Below are 22,502 nucleotides of genomic sequence, written 5' to 3' on the forward strand. Positions count from 1 at the left end.
GGTAGTATGAAACAGGATATTATTAATTCATTTAGATGATGCGGATGTGGAATAAGAGATCCTTACTCCACATTCCTCCTAAAACCAACCCGCAACAATCCCTTAAAATCCACCTCAGCAATCAATACACTTACTAATATAAGCGTCGCCCCTAAGTATCCTTTTCCTGTGAGTGTTTCGCCTGTGAAAACGAAAGCAAAGCCTGCGGAAAAGACAGGTTCTAGTGAAAAGATAAGACCTGTATGTGTAGGCGTCGTGTATTGCTGGGCGATTACTTGCACGATGAATGCGACTGCGGTGCAAAATATGCTTAAGGCTAAGATGATTAGCCATGAGTTGATTGTGATAGGAAGCTTTGGTGTTTCTATCATGAATGAAAAAATAAGACTAAATAGGCCGACGAAACCGAGTTGTATGATCCCAAGTGCAATGGAGTTCACATGTTTTGTTACGCTTCCGGTAATAATGACGTGAATGGCATAAAATAAGGCAGATAGTATGCAAAATATATCACCGTTACCAATCTTGAATTCGCTCGTTAATGTTAATAAGCCAATCCCTATTATCGTTAAAATGATTCCTACTATAACTTTCTTTTCTGGAATGTGTTTTAAAAATATAGCCGATAATATCGGAATGAAGATGACTGTGAGACATAATAAGAAACCAGCATTAGAAACACTCGTATATTTAGTACCGAAAGTCGCGAAAATGTAAACGATAAATAGGACAGAAGCTAGTATAAATGCATATTTTACAGTTTTAAAATCGACTTTGAATAAATGTTTGTAAAATATTAAACCTGATAAAAGAAAGGCGATAATAAATCGTAATGCGATTAAATTGTATTCTTCTATGCCCTCAAGTCCAAGCTTTGCAAGTAAGATGGATGCATCCCAAAAGAATGTAACTAGTAGTAGCATTAAATCCGCTTTTAATTGTAGTTTCATTTCTATTCCCTCGTTATGTATAAATTTTATAATTTCATACCCCTATCCCCATTCTTTATTTTAATATTAATTCTGAATATTTGTAACTTAAATTTATCGACGTTTTATTCCATTGATGAAGCCTTTTTAACCTATCTTGAAGAGATTTAGTAGCGTGATAACTTCGGAACAATTAGGAAGAACGATGGTGCGAGTTGGGAAAGAGGGATATTCTCATTCGATTATTGAAAGTTCGGATTTGAAGAAGTAAATTCACGTTTTTACTCAAGATAATCACCTCCAGAAAATATTACAAAATAAGCGTATGGAAATTTCTGTATTATACATTTATTATACTGTATCGAATTAAGCTTATGGTAATGTTTCTAAAATAAAAAGGAGGTGTCACATAGTCAAAAAATGACTCGTGGGACAGCTCCTTTTAAGTATTTGAAATTAAAGATGCTTCAATGATGTATCGATCTGGGGCGTCACCGATGTAGTTGAAAGGGTAACATGTTGTTAATGTTAATGTTGGTTTATCTTTTTCTACAATGACAGTTCGATCTTCCGCTTCTGTTATCCAATGTTTGTTAATGTTATATGTGTAGGTTTTATTTTCGTATTCCACAATAAGTTGGTCATTTTCCTTTAATTGACCTAAACCAGTAAATACAGTATCTCTATGTCCACTTAAAACTGTGTGACCATTTCCAGATGGTGTAGTCGTTAATTCACTCACAAACATACCAACGCCCTTTTTTAGTACTTTATCATCAGCGCCCCAATAGATGGAGTATTTCTTTTGTATTTTAGGAATGATTAAGTATGCTACTTTTTGTCCTGATTTATGATTTACTTCTGAAGACGGAATTTGGACAATTTCTTCATGATTTTGAGGAGTTTCTACTTTATCGTCATTGTCTTCAGCTGGGGCTGTGATTGGTATTTGTGTTTCGTATTTCTTTATTTCGCTAGTAGCTAAAGATTCCGCTGAACTTCTAGCGCTATACCATTCTATAAAACAATAAGAAAAAATCGAAATTCCAACGATAAATAAACATAAGCCGATCCATTGGTTTATTTTCATTTATATCACTCCATTTTAAAAGGACAGGGGAACCCTGTCCTGTAAAGGAATTATGTTATGCGTTTGTTTTTTTACGACGGAACATTAATACAGATCCAACCGCAGCTAATCCTAAGCTTGCTAACATCATTGTAACACCGTTTGATGCTGTGTTTGGTAATTTTTCACCTTGTTTTTTATTTTCTTTTTTTACAGCTGTATCAGTGTTTTTCTTTGTTTCTTTTGTAGTTGTTTGAGGTTTCGTGTTTTCTTGTTTAGCAGGCTCCTGCTTAGTATTCTCTTGTTTCGTGTTTTCTTGTTTAGCAGGTTCTTGCTTAGTTTGCTCTTGTGGTTTGTTTTCATCTTTTTTAGTAGCTTGTTTACTAGCTATAAATTGATCATAATCCCCTTTTTTTACTTCACAAGGTAAACCATCGTGGTCACGGTCTAGATCGTGAGGGTCGTTAGTTGCGCTATATCCATTGTTGTGCCAGAACTCCATAACTTCTTGCTTGTTTTTGAAGTGACCACAATTTTTGTCGTTTGGATTTTTTGCTGCAAATGCAGAAGAACTGTACCCCACAGTTAAAAGTGTGAAAGCTGTTGCTGAAACTAATAATTTTTTCATGATTTTCTCCCTTTTCCCAATATTATGTATTACATTGAAATATTTTACATTCAAATATTCGAAAATACAATAGGGAAAAATAAGAAATGTAAGATTTTAAAAAACTTACATTTCTCTCGTAATATCATACCGCAACAATTGCTCCTGATCATAAAACCTCTCAAAAATAATCCCCATTACATAGAAGAATACTAGCCCGAAACTAGTGTATTATTGTTTATAGCCATAAATTAGGGAACCCTTTCATGCAGTACTGCATGAAAGGGTTCCCTAATTTCGTTATTTTATTCATTTTCTTAAGTTGATGGCTATGATCTTATAAGATTGTCTTTTCCGATAGTTTTTTAGCAGAAGCAACTGCATCCGATAATGATTAATAGAATAAATAATACAACTAATAAAGCAAATCCTCCAGCAAAGCCACAGCCTCCACAACTACCACCAAAGCCCATAATAGTGCCTCCTTTAGATAAGAGGGGAAACATAGGGTCACTCATATATTTTAACGGATTCAATTTACTGTATGTTTTTTACGCAGTAATTGAGCAGGTCCTTTTGAAAATACAGAAAAGACGCCCAAAGTTGCCTTTCTTCGACTTGAACCATCTTAATTTTATGCATGGGGCTTCCATCCGAAGATTTTCTTACTATGTTAAGTTATTTTGTTCATTGAGAAATATTAGATTCAGGTGATTATTGAATGATTCTGAGATCCGCTTAAAAGTGTATGAATAGAATAAAATAAAAGTGCATAAAATCCATATTTAAATGAAGAAGCCCTAGGACTAGGGGTCTAGGGCTTCTCGGTTTGGTATATCTCACACGACATTATGAAAAGAAAAGAACTTACTGAAGATAACACATAAATGTTTCGTAAATGTATCAAAGAGGCGAGGTAGCGTTTATAAATGAGTATTCGACTCCTGTGAAGGTAATTAAGGGTAGGGGGAAGCCAAGTGATAAACGGATCCTATGAAGCTAAAATGGCATTTTTCTGTTATATAGAGATTATATATGAAACGTGTATTTGAATAAAATGGATATTTACTTAGACAACTTCCTTAAAATAACCTTAATTAAATTATAGATTTAATAATACCCGAAAAATAAATGGTATAATTTTCTAAAACAACTTAAATGAAGTTTATTTTAGAAAAGGAGTAGATGGAAGATGTTTCGGAAAATCAAGTTTTATTTAATGAGCATCTTAATTAGTTCAATGGTAGGTGGAATTATTATAGGTGCTAATTTCTTGTTTCATAACATTTATAATTTAGTTGCAGGTAAAGAATATCATTTTAATATGTGGCCTTCTATTATTATATTTAGTGTCGTATTTATTTCGAGTTTCTCGTATATGTTGAAGAAGGGGCCGGATATACTTGTTAATGATTAAATCAATAGTAATTATCGTAGGCGCTGCCGTGATCTGGGTGGCGTCTTGTTTGTTATTAAGGAAAGGTAAGGGGGAAATAAAAAAAGAACCTGCAAACATGCAGATTCTCCTGATAATGATTTATATAAGTAAGACCCGAAAATATAATACAATGATTTGAAAATGAGTTCAAGTAAATAAAAAAGAACCCGATGGAGTTCGGGTTCTTTCAGAAGTGATGATGTTTTCTCGGCTTGGGAACTGAGAAAATACAAAAATATAATACATCGAGATTTAGAGAATTTCAATACTTAAATTAGGCTTTAATGCGAGGTGGTGAAGCTATGTAACTAATAGTAATGTAGAATGTATAAATTATGTGCTGGGAAAAGATTTTGTCATTTACAAGGTTTTTTATTTGAAAAAGTTATTCAAATAGGGAGATTGAAGAGTTGCTCCCAATATATATTCTTGATAATGGATATGCGATTATGTATATCCGTTTTTTTATAGTATAAGAAATAACACTGCTGGATATATTTCACTTATTATAATTTGAGCAAGGATACCGCAAATATGTTGCAAGTTAGAAAGAATAGGGTAAGTGTATTACAAATATTGGATTGCTACTTGTTATGAGTTATTTTAATGCGAAATTATGCTGGATTTTTATTAAATGAATACATAGTGGAAAAATATTCCGCTAGTTACAGAGAAAATATATTCGTTTTGGGGTTACTTTAAAACGCTAGCTTAATAGCGTTGGATAACTTCACATATCGAAAAAAAGACACTCTCAAGAGTGCCTCCCCTTAGCAGCCGAATCCGCCGCCCCAACAGCTAGCGCCAACGATGATTAATAAAATAAAGAGTACAACAAGTAAAGCGAATCCGCCGCCGAAACCGCAGCCTCCACCACAACTACCGCCATAGCCCATATTAACTCCTCCTTCCATAAAGACCATTAATTAATGGATTTAATTCACTTTATGTTTTTACGTATGAAGTTGAGCAGGTCCTTTTGAAAAATAAAAGGTACTTGGATTTTATCAAGCATTAACGGGCAGTAAGACCCCCACCTCAAAATTCAGCGAAGGCAAAGAAGTAAGGTGGGGGATCAACTACCCGTAAAAGCCCGATTGGTGAGGGCTGATAATCAGTTGGGGATGAAGAAAACCCCCACTGATTAAAGTTTCACTTTATAAGAGGTGACAATCTTATTTTTGTCACGGGTATTATGCTGATGACATATTGTATTTTATTCTGTGTATTAAGGGAGGAGGATTTTTATGGCTAATTCTGAAATGATTTTACGATTACTTACGGATTTAAAGATTGAACAGCAAGCTTTAAAAGAGCAGTTGGAAAAAATACAAACAGCTGTGACTATTCTTGAAGGAAAATCAGCGATTATTGAAGAAAAACCAGCAATTATGGAAGAAAAACCAAAGACCATTGAAGAAAAACCAGCTGTTGCAAAGCAAAGAGCTCATTCTGGACGCCCAACATCTTTTCGTGCTTGGAGAGCAGCTACTCAAAAAAATTCATAAAAGTATAAGAAAAGAAGACATCAATTAAGATGTCTTCTTTTCCTGTACAATCCAAATGAGTTAAGAAGGTATATCCATATTGCTTTAAAAATAAGAAGAAAATAACGATTGTCGACTCCTATTTTAGTATAGCATGTAATAATAAATACTTTTATGCAATTTTGCATATATATAGATTATATAATTTAAATTGTATATAGTTTAGTTGTCTGTTATTTGTTTTAATTCATTTACTTATATTATTTTTTGAGCGCCCCAGTGATGGGGCCTTTTTTTATAATTGTGTTAAAGTGGAAACCCCTCAAGCATAAGGAGGGGTTTCATAACTAGGAAAATGGTTATTAGTGTTTAATGAGAGGAAGTTCAGGATGTTGCTTCTGAATTTCTTCTAAATGACTTTCATTTATCCCTTTTAACGTTTGATCAAAAAAGCTAGTTACTAGTTTATTAATGAGTTTATAATTTGCTGCTACATCTTCGCCGGGTTCATTAATAATAGGTGAAAATGCTGCTAAATCTGTAAAACTATTATGATTTGTTTTTGGAATTACAACTGTATACGCGCCAGGTTTTTCAATGGTTTTATTTCTTAAATAGGATATTTCAAACAATTCATCTTGGATTCCGTCTGTCTTTTGATTCTCCATTTCTTTCATATAATGAATTGTGGCTTCGGCATTCATCAACATGAATGGTTTCTGAGGACCATCTTTAGGCATTGGATCTCCATACAATCCGCCGTCCATATCAATTGCAGATTTAATACGATTATCCTTTATTAACATTTGTGCGGCAGTTGCTCCTCCATAAGAGTGACCTAACATACCAATTTTGTCATAGTCAATTAAATTTGCAATGGCTGTAAAGTTTTTATCGAAAGTGCCTTCTATTACTTCGTTTAAAACGAAAGTAGTATCCTGTTCCCAATTTCGAACCATGTTATTTAAAGCGTTAGGTGTAAATTCAATTGGTACGGAATCTATACGTTTTCCATTAGGGAAAATCGTTGTTGCTGCGTACCCTGTGAAATTAAGAGCGATTACTACATAACCTTGACTAGCTAACTCTTCTAACTGGAATGTATTTTGTTGTCCGTATAATTCCATCCCATGGCCGAATAAAAGGAGGGGGAATTTCCCCTTAATTTGAAGTGGTTTAGCATCTTGATAAGAATGTGTTTTTGTCAGCCCTAAATGTGTCGTTACGATATACGGAGCACCTTTTGTTACACCCAATTGTTCAGCGAGAGCGTCTATGTTCTCAAAGTAGGCAGAAGGTTTCCCAGATCCTTTTTCGGCAGGATAGTACACTTGTATCATTAGTTCACGATTTCCGTGACTACTCGGTACAATGGTTTCTTTTCGATTTGTATCAATTAAATGGAAAGCTTTCGTTCCTACTGTATATTTTCCTGTAGGCTCTGGGAGTGTTATGACCGGAAAAAGTAAGGGTAACGCAAACATTGCGATAGCAGTTACGATAATTCCTACACTTTTTAAAACTTTTATAGCTAATTTCTTGGAAACGACTGTAGTTTTGGGTTTCAAAAAAACTTGTAATGTTAAAATGAGTGTTAGGCAATAAGCAGGTATCATACGCCAATTTGCGCCAATTACAATGATGGTGGCCAATAAGAATGCATAATTTATCATTAAAATGATTACATTCCTTTTCGTCAAACCACGCTTGATAAAGATAAGTTGGATGCTAGACAAAAGTAATACAGCAACAAAAATGATTTCTGACATTTTCAGCTTTTAGCTCCTTTCCTAATCATATAAATGTAGATTATTAAATTGATAGTCTTCTCGGCTATATAACCGTCATTGATAATTGTATGCATGTAAGTCAGTTTAGAACGTCTGTACATTACATTTTAAGAAAAAAGTACTCATGTGAGTACTTTTTCTTAAATGAATCGCTATTTATTTTTAAACTGATCCCCATAAATGATAAACCATACCGATAACAAAAAATGTTAGTCCAATAAAGAAAACGATTAAAGCAAGCATTCCGTTTTTATTATGTTCCATAAAGTTAGCTCCTTTTTTAGTTATATACAAACAAAGCCTTTAGTTGTAATTATGGCTAAAGGCTTTGGGTATCATACTTTTTAGTGTATAAAAATTTATTAAATTATTTATCTCGCTATTTGCGGGCAGTAAGACTCCTACCTCAAAATTTGGCAAATGCGAGGAAGTTAGGTGGGAGATGAATGCCTGATTGGTGTGGGCTAATAATCAGTGGGGGAGGGACAAAACCTCCACTGATTAAAGTTTTACTTTATATATTTGAATGTAATTCCAAAAGAAAGACGAATTTACGGCTTTGCTAAATGTATTAACTTGATAATGACGCTTGATTATTAGAATTGAAAAATTTTAGTTTTATTATAATTAATAGAAATGAAAGTAATGTAAATATAAAACCACTCCAAATAAGTTGGTGGATGCCTAAGTTTGAAATGAACCAGCCTCCAATAGATGTTCCTAAAGTAATTCCGAGATTAGAGAATGAAACAAACAGACTATTACCAAACTCAGGTGCTTCTTTAGCCTCGCTTATTAACCATGTTTGACCAACAATTAATCCACCAGAATGTACGATTCCCCAAATAAATACCATAAAAATCATTGGAACAAGGTAGGAACCTAAATAATAAACCAATATGTAAACAATAGAATATAAAATAGGGAATGATATTACTGTATTTACTATACTTTTTTGCAGGAGACTACCGAATACATGATTGCCTAAAATCATAACTATACCAAATATAAATAACATGATGCTAATGAGTGATCCAGTCATGGAAGTTACTTTTGCAAGGTATTCAGCAAAGTAGCTGTAAACGGAGAACATGGCTGCAAAAAGGAATGTGATAGTTAAAATATTTAACCATAATCCTGGCTTGCCTAGTATACGAATTTGTTTGTCGAAGGACATTTTTTCTTTAACAGGCATAGAAGGAAGTAAGATTAATATTCCAATGAATGCAAGGGTGTTAATAAGTGCTCCGAATAAAAAAGCAATTTCTAGTGAAAATTGGTCTGCAAGGTAGGATGTTAATGGTACACCTAGAGCAAATCCAGCAGTAATACCCATAAAAACTTTTGTAACTGCTTGCCCGCTCTTTTCTGGGGGAACAAGTTTCGCAGCTGTTACAAGAGCGATTGAAAAGAAGAGTGGGTGAAGTGCGGCAGGTAAAATACGAAAAATAAGCATAGTTTCAAATTGTGTTGTGTAAGCGTAGATTATGTTAGAAACAGCAAAAATAAAGATTGCTGCTAATAAAATGATTTTGCGATTAATGCTTGAGACGAGCAAAATTAAGAAAGGTCCAGAAATAGCGACAACTAGTGCAAAGATGCTTACTAAAAATCCTGCTTGGGCTGTTGAGATATGAAACTTTTGCGTAATTTGTGGCAGCACGCCGACAATACTCATCTCGGTAGTAATAATTCCGAATACGCCTGTCGCCAGTGTCAGGATAAGTAAAGGATTTACTTTTTTCATTTATAAAACTCTCCATTCGTATTATTATTTTGAAAGTAAATTCATTAACAAAGAAATGTGTATGATTGGACGCTAATATTATCAAGGTTATGTATTGTCAAATACAATAACAGATATCTAAATAATTAGATGTGATGTATTAAAAAAATTTCTCTTTACTATATTTCTTACTTTTGCAATTTTATACAAGATGAATTGATGTCCGAAAACAACTGAATACGTGAAAGTTAATAATCAGCGCCCCAATTAATTATTAACTTTCATTTTATAATTCGTTTTGGACGTATTCAGAAAACTCTTGTATCGTTTTTTCATTTCGACGATAGTATGTCCATTTTCCAATTCGTTCAGATTCTAATAAACCTGCCTTTTTCATAGTTAATAAATAACTAGAAATAACGGATTGGGCTAAACCAGTTTTAAGCTGGATATCTCCTACACACACTCCAATCTGAAAATTTATTCCTTGTTCTAAATAAGGTTTTTCGTCGAAATGGTTTTTGGGATTTTTTAACCATGATAAAATTTGACATCTTGTTTCATTTGACAATGCTTTATAAATTAATGAAGGTTCCATAAGGATATTATATCTACTTTTATAGATTTGTAAATAGGAACTGTAGATTTAAAAAAAAGAGATATACATATACCTTTTTTAAATATGAACATTCAGTAAGGTTTTTCTATAAAAAATTTGCAACACTATATTACTTTAGAATATGATTGTTTAAAGAGTAGGTGATGAATACATGTAGGAAACAAAACGATTCCCGCTTATATCTGGAAATCTCTCATTAGATTTAGTAAATACAGAGCTAGTTAGGCGTGGACAACGTTATGATTTATTAATAACGGATGAAGATGTATTAGAATGGCTACATGTAATAAAGGTTAATCTGCCTTTTTGGAATGCACCGCTATCTCAGCCGCGTAATATTATTGGAGGACATTTGATTTCAACTTTTATTGGCCTATCAATATATCATTTGTTTGGGAATGAATATTGGACAATTGCTTTAGCGGTGGGGATGGCAATAGCTGTTATGATGTTAACGAGAACAACACATCCTTCGGCAGGGGCCGATCCAATTATCGTTATTTTAGGAGCAAATAGTTGGAGTTATTTAGTAACACCGGTTTTAGTTGGTTCCGTTGTTATTGTAGTTATTGCTTTATTCATTAATAATATGAGTAGTAAAAGAAGCTATCCAACTTTTTGGATATAGTTTGTAAAGTGAAAGACAATTTGGGTGAGTATTCCATTTTTACTATGTTTTCATTTTTATATAGAAAAAAGCCTTTAGTCGTAATTATGGCTAAAGGCTTCATTTCTCATACTTTGTAGTTTATAAAGAAAAGACACCCATATAAGAATGTCTTTTCCGATAGTTTTTTTAGCAGAAGCAAGCAGCTCCAACGATGATTAATAAAATGAATAATACAACTAATAAAGCAAAGCCTCCAGCGAAGCCACAGCCTCCACAACTACCACCAAAGCCCATAACAGTTCCTCCTTTAGAATAAGAGGGGAAAGCAAGGGATCACTCATGCGTTTTAACGGATTCCATTTACTTTATGTTTTGACGCATGAGCATGAGCAGGTCCTTTTGAAAATAAATAAAAAAGACACTTTCAAGTGTCTTTTTTATTTGAGTTATGCGCATTGCTTAATAAGACGCTAGTTCCTCAGTCTGAATATGAGTAACTATGTAGGGTGATTTCATTATAACATTTTAACCAGTAATGGGTCTATATGGAATTTTTGTAATGATTATGTTTATTTATTCAGAATGATAGATGTAGTGAAGGATATATGTTACCTGTATTAATTGTAAAATATAATGATGTATATAACTAGTCTTGTAATGAACTTTTATTATATTTAAGATTGAAATATAAATGAAAAAATAAAAGAAAGAGCTGTGGGAAGAAACAGATACGGAAGATTATGAAGAGAGAAAGAAAGTTTTAGCTGAATGTAAGCCACAGCTGATTAACTGTTAGTATTTTTCTTTGTAAAAAAATATTCAATAATTTATCGTTGCAACCGCTTACTTTTTGTGTATAATGAAGGTAAGTTAATAAGTAAAAGGATTGTTACTGTTCGGCAGGCAAAACCTAAATTGATCTAGAGGCTACGGGTGTAGTGTGGCTTTTGGAATCAGTTTAGGTTTTTTTATTACCTTTTGTGACTTTAAGAAGAAGAAGGCGGAACAATATGAGAATCCATAAAATCTTAAATAACAATGTTGTTTGTACGATGAAGGATAATGAGACAGAAGTTGTACTTATGGGCAGAGGTTTGGGATTTCAGAAAAAAGTAGGCGATGCGATTGATGAATCTAAGATAGAAAAAACCTTTGTGCTAGAAACCAGGGAATTATCAGAGAAACTTGCTAGGTTACTAACTGAAATTCCTGTAGAAAATTTAGAGATTACAGAGAGAATTATTCAGTTTGCTAAGACAGTTTTGCCGGGGACTTTAAGTGATTATATTTATCTTACATTAACGGATCACTTAAGTTTCGCTTTAACTCGGCATAAAGAAGGAATGGATCTCAAAAATACTTTGCTTTGGGAGATTAAGAGATTCTATCAGAAAGAGTTTGAAATTGGTCTACAAGCTTTGAACATCATTGAAGAAGAGACTGGGCTTAGACTTTCTGAAGATGAAGCAGGATCAATTGCCTTGCATTTCGTTAATGCACAGCAAGGAGAGCCGGCAATGCAACAAACGGTAGCGATGACGAAAATCGTCCAAGATATTTTAAATGTTGTAAAGTACCACTATAAGATGAACTTAGATGAGAATTCATTTAATTATAGTCGGTTTGTAACGCATTTACGATATTTTGCTCAGCGTTTAATGCAGAAGGAATTGAGCTCGGCCGATGATGATTTTTTATACGAGCAAGTGAAAAGTAAGTACGAAGAGGCATATTGTTGTACAGAAAAAATTGAAGCATACTTGCAAAAAGCACATAATAGTCATCTTTCAAAAGATGAAAAAGTGTACGTAACGTTGCACATTCATCGTGTAACGAAACGCAATGAATTATGTAATTGAATAAACGGGATTGTTACTGTTTGGCAGGCAAAACCTAAATTGACTTGTAATGGAGTGATTCGTATGGATCGCACCGTTATGGTTAGTTTAGGTTTTTTCTTTTATAAAAATAAGATGATTGTAGGGAGGGGAAATTACTATGAAGTATGAAAAATTAGCAAAAGACATACTGAAACATGTTGGCGGGAGAGAAAATATAAATAGTGTTGTACATTGTATCACTCGCTTACGATTTCAGTTAAAAGATGAGGGGAAAGCAAATACGGAAGTACTGAAGGGTATGGAAGATGTTGTGACGGTTATGAAAAGCGGCGGACAATATCAAGTTGTAATTGGTAACCATGTATCCGACGTATATAAAGCGGTTATTGCTGCTGGAGGATTTCAAGAAGCTGAGGAAGAAAATGCAGGTGAGAAGAAAAAGAGTAGTCTTATAGATATTCTTTCTAGCATTTTCACTCCTATTTTAGGGGTATTAGCTGCAACGGGGATGATTAAAGGATTGAATGCACTATTTGTAGCATTAGGCTGGTTAAGTACACAGTCAGGAACGTACCAAATATTAAATGCAGTTGGCGATTCATTATTTTATTTCTTCCCGATCTTCCTCGGATATACAGCAAGTAAGAAATTCGGAGGATCACCATTCATCGGTATGGCAATTGGGGGAGCGTTAGTGTATCCGGCTCTAGCTGGTTTAACAGCAAATGAGCCATTATATACGTTATTTGCAGGAACGATGTTTGAATCACCAATTCATATTACGTTTTTAGGAATACCAGTTATTTTAATGAACTATGCATCATCTGTTATTCCAATTATTCTCGCTTCTTATTTTGGAGCGAAAGTAGAACAGTCTTTAAAGAAAGTCATTCCGGATGTTGTGAAAACATTTTTATTACCATTCTTTACATTATTAATCGTTGTACCAGTTACATTTCTCGTTATTGGCCCAATTGCGACGTGGGCAGGGCAGTTTTTAGGACAGGCGACGCTTTGGGTTTATCATGCAAGCCCATTAGTCGCGGGTGCTTTACTCGGTGCTTTCTGGCAAGTGCTTGTTATATTCGGTCTTCATTGGGGCGTCGTTCCAATTGGCTATAACAATTTAGCAGTACACGGTATTGATCCAATACTAGCACTTATATTTGCTGCTTCATTTGCTCAAATTGGTGCTGTGCTTGGCGTTTGGATGAAAACGAAAGATCAGAAATTAAAAACACTTAGTATTCCGGCTTTTATTTCAGGTATTTTCGGTGTTACAGAGCCGGCGATTTATGGTATTACACTTCCTCTTAAAAAGCCATTTATTATGAGTTGTATCGCTGGAGGGATTGGCGGCGCAATACTTGGCGTATTTGGTACACAAGCTTATATGACAGGCGGGCTTGGCATATTTACGCTTCCGACATTTATTAGTCCGAAAGATGGGATTACAGCTGGATTTTGGGGCGCAATTGTTTCGATGATTGTTTCTTTACTAGTCGGTTTTATTCTGACTTATTTATTCGGTTTTACGAAAAAACAAACATCGACAGAAACAGAGGAAACAAGTAATAAAATTGCTGCATCAAGCGATGATGAGGTAATCTTTAGTCCTTTCCATGGTGCAGTTATGCCGCTTCAAAATATTGATGATGCTGCATTTGCATCAGGTGCGTTAGGTGAAGGCGTTGCAATTGAGCCTTCAGAAGGAAAGCTGTTTTCACCCGTTTCTGGTACGATTTCTGCGCTGTTCCCGACGAATCATGCAGTAGGAATTACAGCGGATTCAGGTGCTGAAATTTTAATCCATATTGGGATGGATACTGTGAAATTAAATGGCGAATTTTTCTCTTCTCATATTGAACAAGGAGCGAGAGTAGAAAAAGGGCAATTACTTATTGAGTTTCATATAGCTGAAATTCAAAAGGCGGGTTATATTGTGACAACACCAGTTGTTGTTACAAATTATGATAAATATAGCATCAAAAAAACAGAAGTAGAAAAGATTCAAGCAGGAGATTCCTTACTAAAGTTAGGAGTTAAATAGTAGTACATTTCATACAGGTTCACACGAAGAAAGGTATTGTTTGAGAATGGTAATACCTTTCCTCGTTCATTCTTATATAAAGGAGTTTTTCTATATGTCTAAAGTTATTTTTCCTAAAGGATTTTTATGGGGTGGAGCGACTGCAGCCAATCAAGTTGAAGGAGCGTATGTAGAAGACGGAAAAGGATTAACGACGGTTGATCTATTACCAACGGGTGAAAACCGCTGGGATATTATGAAAGGAAATATTCATACCTTTACACCGGTAGAAGGAGAGTTTTACCCATCACACGAAGCAATTGATTTTTACCATCGTTATAAAGAAGATATCGCTCTTTTTGCAGAAATGGGATTTAAAGCGCTGCGTGTATCGATTGCTTGGACACGTATTTTCCCCAGTGGTGATGATGAAAAGCCGAATGAGGCAGGGTTACAGTTTTATGATAATTTGTTTGATGAACTGTTAAAGCACGGTATTGAACCAGTCGTTACGATGGCTCACTTCGATGTGCCTGTTCATTTAGTAGAAAAGTATGGAAGCTGGAGAAGTAGAAAGCTTGTAAACTTCTTTGAGACGTATGCAAAAACGATTTTTAATAGATATAAAGATAAAGTGAAATATTGGATGACGTTTAATGAAATTAATATGCTTTTACATTTACCTTTCATGGGAGCAGGTCTAGCATTTAAAGAAGGTGACAATAAAAAACAAATTAAGTATCAAGCAGCGCATCACCAACTTGTCGCAAGTGCGTTAGCTGTAAAAGCGTGTCATGAAATCATTCCAGATGCAAAAATCGGTTGTATGCTTGCTGCTGGTGCAACGTATCCATATACATGTAATCCAGACGACGTTCAGCGCGCCATGGAACAAGACCGTGAATCATTCTTCTTCATTGATGTACAAGCAAGAGGAGCATATCCTGGATACGCAAAACGCTTCTTTACAGATAACAATGTAACAATTGAAATGGAAAAAGAAGACGAGGCAATTTTAAAAGAGCATACAGTTGATTATATTGGCTTTAGTTATTATGCAAGCCGAGCAACAAGTACAGATCCAGAAGTATTAAAAAGCATAACGAGCGGGAATGTATTCGGTTCTGTTGAAAATCCATACCTTGAAAAATCAGAGTGGGGATGGACGATTGATCCGAAAGGCTTCCGTATTACAGCGAACCAACTTTACGATCGTTACCAAAAACCGTTATTTGTTGTTGAAAACGGCCTTGGTGCAATCGATCAATTAAATGGCGAAGACGAAGTGAACGATGCATATCGTATTGATTATCTAGAGAAGCATATGATTGAAATGTCCGAAGCCATCCAAGATGGAGTAGATATTATTGGATATACAAGCTGGGGCCCAATTGACCTTGTAAGTGCTTCTACTGGAGAAATGAAGAAACGTTACGGATATATATACGTTGATAAAGATAATGAAGGAAAAGGCTCATTAAACAGATCGAAGAAGAAAAGCTTCGATTGGTATAAGGAAGTAATTAAGACGAATGGTGAGAGTTTGGAGTCTTAAGTATGAAAGGGAGACATCTTAATGGATGTCTTCTTTTTTCATTTTAAGTCTCATCCTAATTCCATTTATCCCGCATTAACGGGCAGTAAGACCCCCAACTCAAAATTCAGCGAAAGCAAAGAAGTTAGGTGGGGGATCAACTGCCCGTAAAAGCCCGATTGGTTCAACTAATAATCAGTGGGAGATGAACAAAACCCCCACTGATTAAAGTCTCACTTTATAAAAACGATGTGTTGAATAGATAATTAAAGAAGGTTTCTCTGTTTTCCCCTATAATAAACAATAATGTATAATATAGTTAATTAAATGTAATAAGGAGGCAGTAAAATTTGAACAGGAAAGTTTGGTTTGTATTTACTTGTTTTGCTTTTTTAGTAGCTGGTTATGTTGTTGTCCAATATTTTATTATGGATGGATTTCAAACAGGACTTGTAAAAGCGAAGCTTATGTATGGATCTAAGTTAAGTGAGTTCTGGTATATGATGTTATTTATACATATTACAACTAGTATAGTAGCATTAGTAATTGGTCCATTTACATTATCCGCAAAATTTAGAGAAAGGAATATCAACCGTCATCGAATAGTTGGGAGAGTCTATCTGGTTGGTATATTATTAGGCGGCGTTTCTGGACTGTACTTATCTTTTTACGCAACGGGGGGATTGGTAGCGAAGCTGGGGTTTGGTTTGTTATCCGTATTTTGGCTAACATCAGCATATCAAGCATTAAATAGAGTTAAAAATAAAAAAATTAAAGACCATCGGAATTGGATGATTAGAAATTATTCTTTAACCTTTGCGGCAGTTACATTAAGAATTTGGCTACCGTTGTTTATCGTTCTATTTGGAATAGAACGGTTTGAACTTAGTTACGCTATTATTGCTTGGTTAGCGTGGGTACCAAATTTAATTATCGCAGAATTATTCATAAGACAAAGAATTAATAAAGGAAAATACGAGAAAAATGAGGATTTACATTTTTGATGTGAATTTGCTGTCCTGTCATATTGAGGATAGAATTCTTCAGTAATTCAATGTTTTTTAATAGATGAATTACGCTTTGTAAATTTAAAAATTACGTATACGGGTAAGCACAGCGGGTATTTCAAGGTGAGGCATAATAAAGAGTTTTTACTGTTTAAACGTGATGGCACACGGGAATAGGAAGAATTATCCTTCCAATAATTATATGTGCAAAAATAGGATGGCCAATTGAAGCCATCCTATTTATATTACCAACTAGCAGCTTCCGTACGTTCCTTCAACCACTCCACCCAATCCAAATCTTCTACCTTAAGCAAACTAAGTGAAACACCTTTCATATCTAAAGAAGTTAACAACGTACCGACCTTTACGAATGTAATATGTACCCCTTCCAACTCACATAAACGGCGAATGTCGTTTGCGAAAATGTATTGTTCCATTAATGGCGTTGCACCGAGCCCATTAATGAGGATGGCGAAGTTGTCACCTTTTCTCCAGCGATAAATGCTTTTTAGTTTGTTCATTAGTTCAATCGCTAATATTTCAGAAGAGGATAGTGCTTCTTTACGGTAACCTTTTTCTCCGTGGATACCGACCCCGTAAAAGACTTCATCGTCGTTTAATGAAAAGGAAGCTTCTCCTTTCACCGGATCGTTTGCAGGTGAAAGGGCAACTCCTAGTGTATGCAAGTTTTTGATGACAGCTTGGCCAAGTGCTGTTAGTTCTTCTAAAGAATGCCCTTCAAGAGCGGCCGTGCCTAATATTTTTTGCACGAAAACGGTGCCAGCTACGCCGCGTCTTCTTTTATTAAAAGAAGCATCATCTTCAATTGAAACGTCGTCATTTACGATGATATGGTCAATTTTTCTTCCTTCGCCTTTGGCGATTTGTTCTGCTGCTAGAAAGTTTTCTACGTCATCTTTAAAGTTTTTGATGATGAATAGTATACTTTTATCTTTTGGCATGAGGCGAGTTGCCATTACGATTTGTTCTACTGTAGGCGGAGTGAAAATGCTGCCGTTTACGGCCGCTGTAAGCATTCCTTTTCCTACATAGCCAATATCAGCAGGCTCATGTCCGCTACCACCGCCGCTTATAATAGCGACGTTTTGCTTCATTTTTTCGATATCTTTTACATAAATGATGTTATTTGTTTCGTCGTAATTTACTTTGTCGTTATGTTCAAAATAAAAGCCATGCAGCATATCTTGAACGATATTTTGTACATCATTCATAATCTTTTTCATCGCTTTTGCCACCCTTTAATTACTTTGCTGATTGCTCCAGTAATAGTAGTAATTGATTGTTTATCATATTTTTCATGAGAGAAGACATAATGGAAGGATCTACTTCGCATTTGCTTTCAATCCAATCTTTTATCGTTCCAACGAAGCCGTGACTATAAAAGGAGGCAATCGTATTTTTTGTCTCGTTCGAAAGGCTGAATCCACAGCTCACAGATAGTTCATCAATAATCTTCATATATAAGTTTTTCGTATGCTCAAATAAATAGTGATTAAACGAGTTTTGCTCAATGACTTTAAAAGCATTTCGGTAAAATTTTTGATTTTCATAAAAGTAATCAAATAATAAATCGAAAATATTTTCCCATGTTTCATAGTCAAGAAAGTCGATAATGTTCTCCTTCGTTTCTTCTCTATAAATCCAGCTTAATAGTTCAAATTTATCTTTAAAATGATAATAAAAAGTTTGCCTACGCATTTGACAGTGTAACATAATATCGCTCACTGATATTTTATGAAATGACTCTGTTTCCATTAAATATTTCAATGAATTCGCGATTATCTTTTTAGAAATTATAGAAGAGGTCATCAAAATCATCCCTAGAATGTTATTAATATAAAAATCCTACCCATAAATGAGAGCGGTGTCTTTAGACAGATTGTCCATTTTGTCCGTTTACTATAAAACGCTTTCATTTTAACATGGATAGTAAGAAGAAGATTTCAAATATATCACAATATATTAAAGGAATTGAGGGAGAATCACAATGAAAAAGATTATAAACAAACCAGAAACATTAGTAATGGAAATGTGCAACGGAATGGTTATGGCTCATCCAGAGCTTGAGCTTTTGAAAAAATATAAAGTCATTAAGAAGAAAGAAATGAATGAAAATAAAGTAACGTTAATTAGTGGCGGCGGTAGTGGCCATGAGCCGGCACATGCAGGATTAGTCGGAAAAGGAATGTTAGATGCGGCAGTGTGCGGAGATGTGTTTGCTTCTCCTTCACAAATTCAGGTATACCAAGCGATTAAAGAGACAGCTAGTAAAAAAGGTACGTTATTAATTATTAAAAATTATAGCGGCGATATTATGAATTTCAAAAACGGTGCGCATTTAGCAACGGAAGATGGAATTGAAGTTGACTACGTAAAAGTGGACGATGATATTGCGGTAGAAGATAGTTTGTATACAGTAGGACGCCGCGGCGTTGCGGGCGTTATTTTAGTTCATAAAATTGCCGGTGCAGCAGCGGAAGCAGGTATGGATTTAGGAGCGGTGAAAGCCGCCTCTGAAAAAGCAGCCGCTAACGTGCGTACAATTGGTTTAGCGTTAACGTCTTGTACAGTTCCAGCGAGCGGATCACCTACTTTCACACTTGCGGAAGATGAAATGGAATACGGGGTAGGTATTCACGGCGAACCAGGAATTAAGCGCGAAAAAATGATGTCAGCAGATGAATTAGCTAACCGTATGACAAATGATTTAATGAAAGATTTAGGAGTAAAAGATGGCGAAGAAATTGCGCTTCTAGTAAACGGTTTTGGCGGTACACCACTGCAAGAACTTTACTTATTTAATAACGCAGTTACGCGAGAATTAGCTGCTAGAAACATTACAATTAATAGAGTATTCGTTGGCAATTATATGACGAGTATTGATATGGCTGGTATGTCTTTAACAGTAATGAAATTAGATGATGAGTTAAAAACATTACTATCGAAAGAATGTAATACACCAGCGTTTAAAGTAGATGGACCAGTTGAAAGTTTTGAGTATGTAAATGTACTTGAAGAGACAGAAGAGAAGGAAGTTTCCTTTGAACTAGAAACGGCGGAAGAGCACGCTGTGATAAAAGATAATGTCATTACATTAAACAACATGATTTATCTCGTTGATAAAATGAGCGACGTTATTATTAAAAATGAAGTACCATTCTGTGAGCTAGACACGCACGCTGGTGACGGCGACTTCGGAATGAGTGTGGCAAAAGGATTTAAGCAATTAAAACGTGAGTGGTATTCGATTGTAGAACAAGAAAACGTAACGATCGGATCATTCCTTGACGGTTGCTCGATGATTATTATGGAACATTGCGGCGGAGCTTCTGGTCCAATTTGGGGCGGTGCATTCCGCGCAGCTAGTAAAGTAGCAGGCGAAAAACGTGAACTAACAGTGAAAGAATTTGCTGGAATGCTGCAAGCAGCACTTCAAGGTATACAATCTATCGGTGAAAGATCATTCGGTAGAGGAGCGGTAGTTGGTGATAAAACACTTGTTGATGCACTTGCTCCATGTGTAGACTCTTGGTTAGCTAGCGCTTCAAAAGAAGTAGACATGAAAACTGCCTTTGAAAAAGGAGCAGAAGCAGCTGTTAAAGGAGCAGAGTACACGAAAGAAATCGTAGCCCGCATGGGCCGCGCCGGTACAGTTGGCGAAAGAAGTTTAGGATATCCAGATGCAGGTGCGCATGCACTTGGGGTTATCTTTACGGAGATTGTGGGTAGTTTGAAATAGGAATAAGAAGATCCTTTCTGCCTTAAGGTGGAAGGGATCTTCTTAATATTGTTTTGGGATATATACATTACTAAATATGTTCCAATAATTGGTCCTATTGTATTGAAAATAATGTCATCTACATCAAAAGAACGAATTATAAAAGGAACTAGTAAGTGAAGAAAAGTAAAATGAAGTTAAAATATCTTTTCATTGTCATATTTCCTTCCAGTGTTTGATCTGTATCTATTATACCGGATTGTACCAGTAATAATATACTTTGTAATGAAGCTTAATAACAATCTCATTTTTCCATAAATAAAAAGGCGGTTGTTTCCGCAACCACCTTTTAGTAAAACAAAGCACTTTTTCAGAAATAAAATATGGATGATTCCTAAAAATGTTATAGGATATAAGCTCATTTTTATAATTCAAGTGACGAGCTTATAAATAAAAGAGCAGTTAGCAAGGGATAACTGCTCATCCCCAAGGGGGAACAAAGAACGGTGTAACTCTAGAAGCTTTGAAAAAGTCTAAAAGAGTTTTCAGTTGTTGCGGATACGAGGTTCTTGATGAGGAAGTATAAAACGAAATAAATAAATAAATATATATATCGTTAGAACGGTTATCAAATTTAAAGTAGCGAATCCGCTGCTTTTTTATTTTACAAAAAAAGAACCTGCAAACCTGCAGATTCTCTTGATAATGATTTATGAAGTAAGACCTGAAAATATAATACAATGATTCAAAAATGAGTTCAAGAGTGTTTGCTGATTCAAGCCGTTCTATAATCTTTGTTTGTAAGCTTTTTTCTAATATCTATAAATCCTAGAATCATTATTATCATGCATATTAACTTGAGCAAACGAAATTCCTGATGGAACATTAGTCCAGAGAAGAATTCATAAGCGTATAACAAACCGACAATTGGAAATAGCCAAGACATAAATTTCAAATCTTTTAGATGAAACTTATAATTATTAATCTTTTTCCACATATGTATCCACTCCTATTGTTATGAGGTTATGTAGTTTTTCTTTTTGAAATCGCGCATGTTTAGGATAAGGAATAGAAGGAAGATAACAGCTGCAATGCCATTAATCCAGGAAGATACGCGTCCTGTTGTTAACCCGTCATAAAAGGAATAGACATTCCAAATTATAAGGATTACTGAGCAGATAGTAGAGATCATCAATGAACCAAAACTTCTCATGATTTTCACCTCGATGCAAAATGTTAGAACTTATTTATAATTGCAACATTTAAATATCTATATTTATAATAAAATGGTATATTAAAACAATTTAAAGTAATTACCATAAGGAGGAATTAGAAAAATGAAACTAAATAAGTCATAACATTGGTACTTCAAAGGTACTACCCCAGATGGAGACGCACGTTATGAAGGAAGAATGATACATTGATTTTTCTAGTTGTGTAGAATTTTTTTACATAAAGAAAAGACACCCAAAGGTGCCTTTCTCCGACTTGAACCACTTTAATTTTAATAATATGTATTGGATTTCCATCCAAAGATAATTCTAACATGTTTTCAGAAAAATGAAAGCGAATTCTTTAACTTACTTAATTACATTGTCCATAACTTCTTTATATTTGTTAAATTGGGCATCTTCCATATCCCCATTCATTTGTATAAGGAAGTTACCTTTTGCGTAAGTATGAGAGAATAGCATTTGATTACCATTACCTAAATCGTCATAGTATTTCTTAGCTTTTTCAAGATCTTCTTTGTTTTTAAACTCAAATATTCTACCGCCACTATCTTCACCTAATGCTGGGACAAGAATGCGCTTTGCTTCTTTTCTAGTATTTCCAAATTCTTTTTCTGGTAGGTCACTAGGATTTTCAGCTTCTAATCCTGCAGCTTTAAATTCTTCAATTACCTTACCAACCGTGACATTACTTGTCATTGATTTAACGCTGTCACAAGCGGCTAAACCAAATAATAATAGAGCTCCAATAATAAAAACTGATAATTTTTTCAACATATTTGTTTATTCCTCCTAATGTAAATTAATCCTTAGACATAATAACAAATTATTTATCTATATATTGT

22 protein-coding genes and 2 pseudogenes are annotated in these 22,502 nt (G+C 34.7%); 9 read left to right on the forward strand and 15 right to left on the reverse strand.

All coding sequences use genetic code 11. From position 1 onward, the window contains the following. Positions 1-62 precede the first annotated feature (62 nt). The 5 genes and pseudogenes from CO726_RS12785 to CO726_RS12805 form a co-directional block, all read right to left on the reverse strand. On the reverse strand, positions 63-950 hold the full coding sequence (locus CO726_RS12785; protein ID WP_099684488.1) for a DMT family transporter: 888 nt from the start codon (positions 948-950) through the stop codon (positions 63-65). A gap of 421 nt (positions 951-1,371) precedes the next feature. After that, positions 1,372-2,019, reverse strand: a complete 648-nt coding sequence (locus tag CO726_RS12790) for a class D sortase (RefSeq protein WP_099684489.1) — start codon at positions 2,017-2,019, stop codon at positions 1,372-1,374. Positions 2,020-2,074: 55 nt separating this feature from the next. After that, on the reverse strand, positions 2,075-2,626 hold the full coding sequence (locus CO726_RS12795; protein WP_099684490.1) for an excalibur calcium-binding domain-containing protein: 552 nt from the start codon (positions 2,624-2,626) through the stop codon (positions 2,075-2,077). A 105-nt stretch (positions 2,627-2,731) separates the two neighbouring features. Continuing rightward, positions 2,732-2,827: pseudogene (locus CO726_RS33160) on the reverse strand (permease); the annotation flags it as partial. Between the two features lie 143 nt (positions 2,828-2,970). Beyond that, a complete protein-coding gene (locus tag CO726_RS12805; protein ID WP_099684491.1) occupies positions 2,971-3,078 on the reverse strand; it encodes a YjcZ family sporulation protein in 108 nt (35 codons plus the stop codon). 719 nt (positions 3,079-3,797) lie between these two features. Between CO726_RS12805 and CO726_RS12810 the strand changes: the two genes are divergently transcribed. After that, positions 3,798-4,022 (forward strand): hypothetical protein, encoded by a 225-nt coding sequence (locus tag CO726_RS12810; protein WP_098759956.1) that lies wholly within the window; start codon positions 3,798-3,800, stop codon positions 4,020-4,022. A 791-nt stretch (positions 4,023-4,813) separates the two neighbouring features. Here CO726_RS12810 and CO726_RS12815 read toward each other — a convergent pair. Beyond that, positions 4,814-4,939 (reverse strand): YjcZ family sporulation protein, encoded by a 126-nt coding sequence (locus CO726_RS12815; RefSeq protein WP_000540377.1) that lies wholly within the window; start codon positions 4,937-4,939, stop codon positions 4,814-4,816. Between the two features lie 351 nt (positions 4,940-5,290). Between CO726_RS12815 and CO726_RS12825 the strand changes: the two genes are divergently transcribed. Continuing rightward, entirely contained in the window at positions 5,291-5,551 is a 261-nt protein-coding gene (locus CO726_RS12825; protein ID WP_098759955.1) for a hypothetical protein, read from the forward strand. Between the two features lie 341 nt (positions 5,552-5,892). Here the strand turns inward: CO726_RS12825 and CO726_RS12830 are convergent, their stop codons facing one another. The 3 genes from CO726_RS12830 to CO726_RS12845 form a co-directional block, all read right to left on the reverse strand. Further along, positions 5,893-7,299 carry an alpha/beta hydrolase family protein gene (locus CO726_RS12830; RefSeq protein WP_099684492.1) on the reverse strand — a complete coding sequence of 469 codons (1,407 nt, stop codon included), beginning with the start codon at positions 7,297-7,299 and terminating at the stop codon, positions 5,893-5,895. Positions 7,300-7,891: 592 nt separating this feature from the next. Beyond that, positions 7,892-9,067, reverse strand: a complete 1,176-nt coding sequence (locus CO726_RS12840; protein ID WP_099684493.1) for an MFS transporter — start codon at positions 9,065-9,067, stop codon at positions 7,892-7,894. Positions 9,068-9,332: 265 nt separating this feature from the next. Continuing rightward, positions 9,333-9,644, reverse strand: coding sequence for an ArsR/SmtB family transcription factor (locus CO726_RS12845; RefSeq protein ID WP_099684494.1), 312 nt, complete (start codon positions 9,642-9,644; stop codon positions 9,333-9,335). Between the two features lie 199 nt (positions 9,645-9,843). Here CO726_RS12845 and CO726_RS12850 point away from each other — a divergent pair, with 199 nt between their 5' ends. Beyond that, on the forward strand, positions 9,844-10,293 hold the full coding sequence (locus CO726_RS12850) for an HPP family protein (RefSeq protein ID WP_099684495.1): 450 nt from the start codon (positions 9,844-9,846) through the stop codon (positions 10,291-10,293). Positions 10,294-10,461: 168 nt separating this feature from the next. On the opposite strand, the gene CO726_RS12855 is transcribed toward CO726_RS12850, so the two are convergent. After that, complete coding sequence (locus tag CO726_RS12855) at positions 10,462-10,569, reverse strand: YjcZ family sporulation protein (protein ID WP_000505670.1); 108 nt, start codon at positions 10,567-10,569, stop codon at positions 10,462-10,464. Between the two features lie 415 nt (positions 10,570-10,984). On the opposite strand from CO726_RS12855, the pseudogene CO726_RS12860 reads away from it, so the two are divergent. The 5 genes and pseudogenes from CO726_RS12860 to CO726_RS12880 all read left to right on the forward strand — a co-directional run. Then, positions 10,985-11,071: pseudogene (locus tag CO726_RS12860) on the forward strand (MarR family transcriptional regulator); the annotation flags it as partial. A 214-nt stretch (positions 11,072-11,285) separates the two neighbouring features. Further along, a complete protein-coding gene (licT, locus tag CO726_RS12865) occupies positions 11,286-12,134 on the forward strand; it encodes a BglG family transcription antiterminator LicT (protein ID WP_098759948.1) in 849 nt (282 codons plus the stop codon). Between the two features lie 139 nt (positions 12,135-12,273). After that, positions 12,274-14,166: a beta-glucoside-specific PTS transporter subunit IIABC gene (locus tag CO726_RS12870; protein ID WP_099684496.1), complete on the forward strand. Its 1,893-nt coding sequence runs from the start codon at positions 12,274-12,276 to the stop codon at positions 14,164-14,166. 94 nt (positions 14,167-14,260) lie between these two features. Next, positions 14,261-15,700: a 6-phospho-beta-glucosidase gene (locus tag CO726_RS12875; RefSeq protein ID WP_099684497.1), complete on the forward strand. Its 1,440-nt coding sequence runs from the start codon at positions 14,261-14,263 to the stop codon at positions 15,698-15,700. A gap of 329 nt (positions 15,701-16,029) precedes the next feature. Then, entirely contained in the window at positions 16,030-16,683 is a 654-nt protein-coding gene (locus CO726_RS12880) for a DUF2306 domain-containing protein (RefSeq protein ID WP_099684498.1), read from the forward strand. Positions 16,684-16,931: 248 nt separating this feature from the next. Here the strand turns inward: CO726_RS12880 and dhaQ are convergent, their stop codons facing one another. Both dhaQ and dhaS read right to left on the reverse strand, forming a co-directional pair. Then, positions 16,932-17,930, reverse strand: coding sequence for a DhaKLM operon coactivator DhaQ (gene dhaQ, locus CO726_RS12885; protein WP_099684499.1), 999 nt, complete (start codon positions 17,928-17,930; stop codon positions 16,932-16,934). Between the two features lie 19 nt (positions 17,931-17,949). Beyond that, entirely contained in the window at positions 17,950-18,516 is a 567-nt protein-coding gene (gene dhaS / locus CO726_RS12890; protein ID WP_000204226.1) for a dihydroxyacetone kinase transcriptional activator DhaS, read from the reverse strand. 178 nt (positions 18,517-18,694) lie between these two features. Between dhaS and dhaK the strand changes: the two genes are divergently transcribed. Continuing rightward, positions 18,695-20,446, forward strand: a complete 1,752-nt coding sequence (dhaK, locus tag CO726_RS12900) for a dihydroxyacetone kinase subunit DhaK (protein WP_099684500.1) — start codon at positions 18,695-18,697, stop codon at positions 20,444-20,446. A 754-nt stretch (positions 20,447-21,200) separates the two neighbouring features. On the opposite strand, the gene CO726_RS32420 is transcribed toward dhaK, so the two are convergent. The 3 genes from CO726_RS32420 to CO726_RS12925 form a co-directional block, all read right to left on the reverse strand. After that, a complete protein-coding gene (locus CO726_RS32420; protein ID WP_099684501.1) occupies positions 21,201-21,422 on the reverse strand; it encodes a hypothetical protein in 222 nt (73 codons plus the stop codon). An 18-nt stretch (positions 21,423-21,440) separates the two neighbouring features. Further along, the gene (locus CO726_RS32425) at positions 21,441-21,638 is read right to left on the reverse strand and encodes a hypothetical protein (protein ID WP_099684502.1); all 198 of its coding nucleotides are present in this window, start codon (positions 21,636-21,638) and stop codon (positions 21,441-21,443) included. 367 nt (positions 21,639-22,005) lie between these two features. Continuing rightward, complete coding sequence (locus CO726_RS12925) at positions 22,006-22,434, reverse strand: stress protein (RefSeq protein WP_099684503.1); 429 nt, start codon at positions 22,432-22,434, stop codon at positions 22,006-22,008. Positions 22,435-22,502 lie beyond the last annotated feature (68 nt).

The sequence above is a fragment of the Bacillus fungorum genome (assembly GCF_002746455.1).
Taxonomy (GTDB): Bacteria; Bacillota; Bacilli; order Bacillales; family Bacillaceae_G; genus Bacillus_A; species Bacillus_A fungorum.